Source organism: Flavonifractor plautii ATCC 29863, assembly GCF_000239295.1.
GTDB classification, from domain to species: Bacteria; Bacillota; Clostridia; order Oscillospirales; family Oscillospiraceae; genus Flavonifractor; species Flavonifractor plautii.
On record NZ_JH417675.1, the window covers coordinates 1 to 1,407 of the forward strand.

The window sequence follows — 1,407 nt, forward strand, 5'->3', positions numbered from 1 at the left end:
TACATCACCATCCACGAGACCGGCAACGCGGCCAAGGGCGCCGACGCCGCGGCCCACGCTGCCTACCTGGACAGCGATGCCGGGGAGCGCGACCTGGTGAGCTGGCATTACACCGTGGACGACCACGCCATTGTCCAAAACCTGCCAGACGCCGAGACGGCCTACCACGCCGGGGACGGCAAGAGCGGGCCGGGCAATGCCACCAGCATCGGCGTCGAGATCTGCGTCAACGCGGGAGGGGACTTCGAGGCGGCCAAGGCCAACGCGGCCGCGCTGGTGAGGCTGCTCATGGAGGAGCACGGCATCCACATCGACCACGTGGTGCAGCACAACCACTGGAACGGCAAGGACTGCCCCAAGACCATCCGGGCCACCCCCGGAGCCTGGGAGGCGTTCCTGGCCCTCTGCCGGGGTGAGTCGACCGGTGTGTCCGAACTGGATGCCGCCGTGGACAAGCTGGCTGCCGCTGGGCTTATCGACAGCCCTGATTACTGGAAGGGCGGGGACTACTCCGCCGAGAATGTGCAGGCACTCATCATCAAGTGGGCGGCCTCGCGTTGAGAAAGGAAGGTACATGACATGATCAACTGGAAAGTCAGACTGAAGAGCCCCGCGTTCTGGACGGGGCTCATCGGCGTGCTCGGCGCGTTTGCGGTGGGTATGGCACAGCTCTTTGGTGTGGACATCACCGCCGAAGCCGGAAGCTGGCAGCAGGCGCTCACCGCCCTGGTCACCGCCGTATTTGGTGTGCTGGCCCTGGTGGGTGTTACCACCGACCCAACCACTAAAGGGCTGGGGGACAGCGCACAGGCCCTCACCTACCACAAGCCAAAGGACGACAGGGAGGGCTGAGTATGCCCGAAAACGATTGCCCTATCAATGGGGTAAATTGTGTGTCCATCGCCCGCGTGGAGGCACTGGAGCGGGCGTTAGAGGCACAGAAGCAGCATAGCTCACTTGCGCGCGAAAAAATCTATGACCGGCTGGGTGAGCTGGAGCGCGGTATGGCCACGGTTACCACACAGTACGGCAATATCATCGACCGGCTGTCCTCAATGTCGGCGGACCTGAACGCCCTGAAAGAGAAGCCGTCCAAGCGGTGGGAGACGGTCGTGGCGGCTATCATTACGGGCGCGATAGGGTATCTTCTGGCTAGTATCGGGATCAGGATCGGGTGATTTCGCACACTGGACGGTGCGGAGGACAAGCTGGGAGAACAGGATACGACAGACAAATAAGCCAAGCCCCCGCTCGGTGAGCGGGGGCTTGCTGTGTTACTAACGGCAAATTGTTGGTGATAACGATGAGACTAAAAAAGTTGCAGAATCGGCAGGATGCCATGTCTCAAATGAGCAGAAGAGGGGCCAGATCGGAAGAGAGACGGTGTAAGATTTAAGAAAATTTTAA

Annotated in this window: 3 protein-coding genes; all 3 read left to right on the forward strand. The window is 60.9% G+C overall.

Annotated features, from left to right (window positions below; translation table 11 throughout):
• The coding region (locus HMPREF0372_RS04100) for a peptidoglycan recognition protein family protein (protein WP_007489237.1) at nucleotides 1-561 on the forward strand (561 nt) is incomplete at its 5' end.
• 18 nt (nucleotides 562-579) lie between these two features.
• Nucleotides 580-852, forward strand: coding sequence for a phage holin (locus HMPREF0372_RS04105; RefSeq protein ID WP_007489239.1), 273 nt, complete (start codon nucleotides 580-582; stop codon nucleotides 850-852).
• A gap of 2 nt (nucleotides 853-854) precedes the next feature.
• Nucleotides 855-1,178: a hypothetical protein gene (locus HMPREF0372_RS04110; protein ID WP_007489241.1), complete on the forward strand. Its 324-nt coding sequence runs from the start codon at nucleotides 855-857 to the stop codon at nucleotides 1,176-1,178.
• The last annotated feature ends 229 nt before the right edge of the window (nucleotides 1,179-1,407 follow it).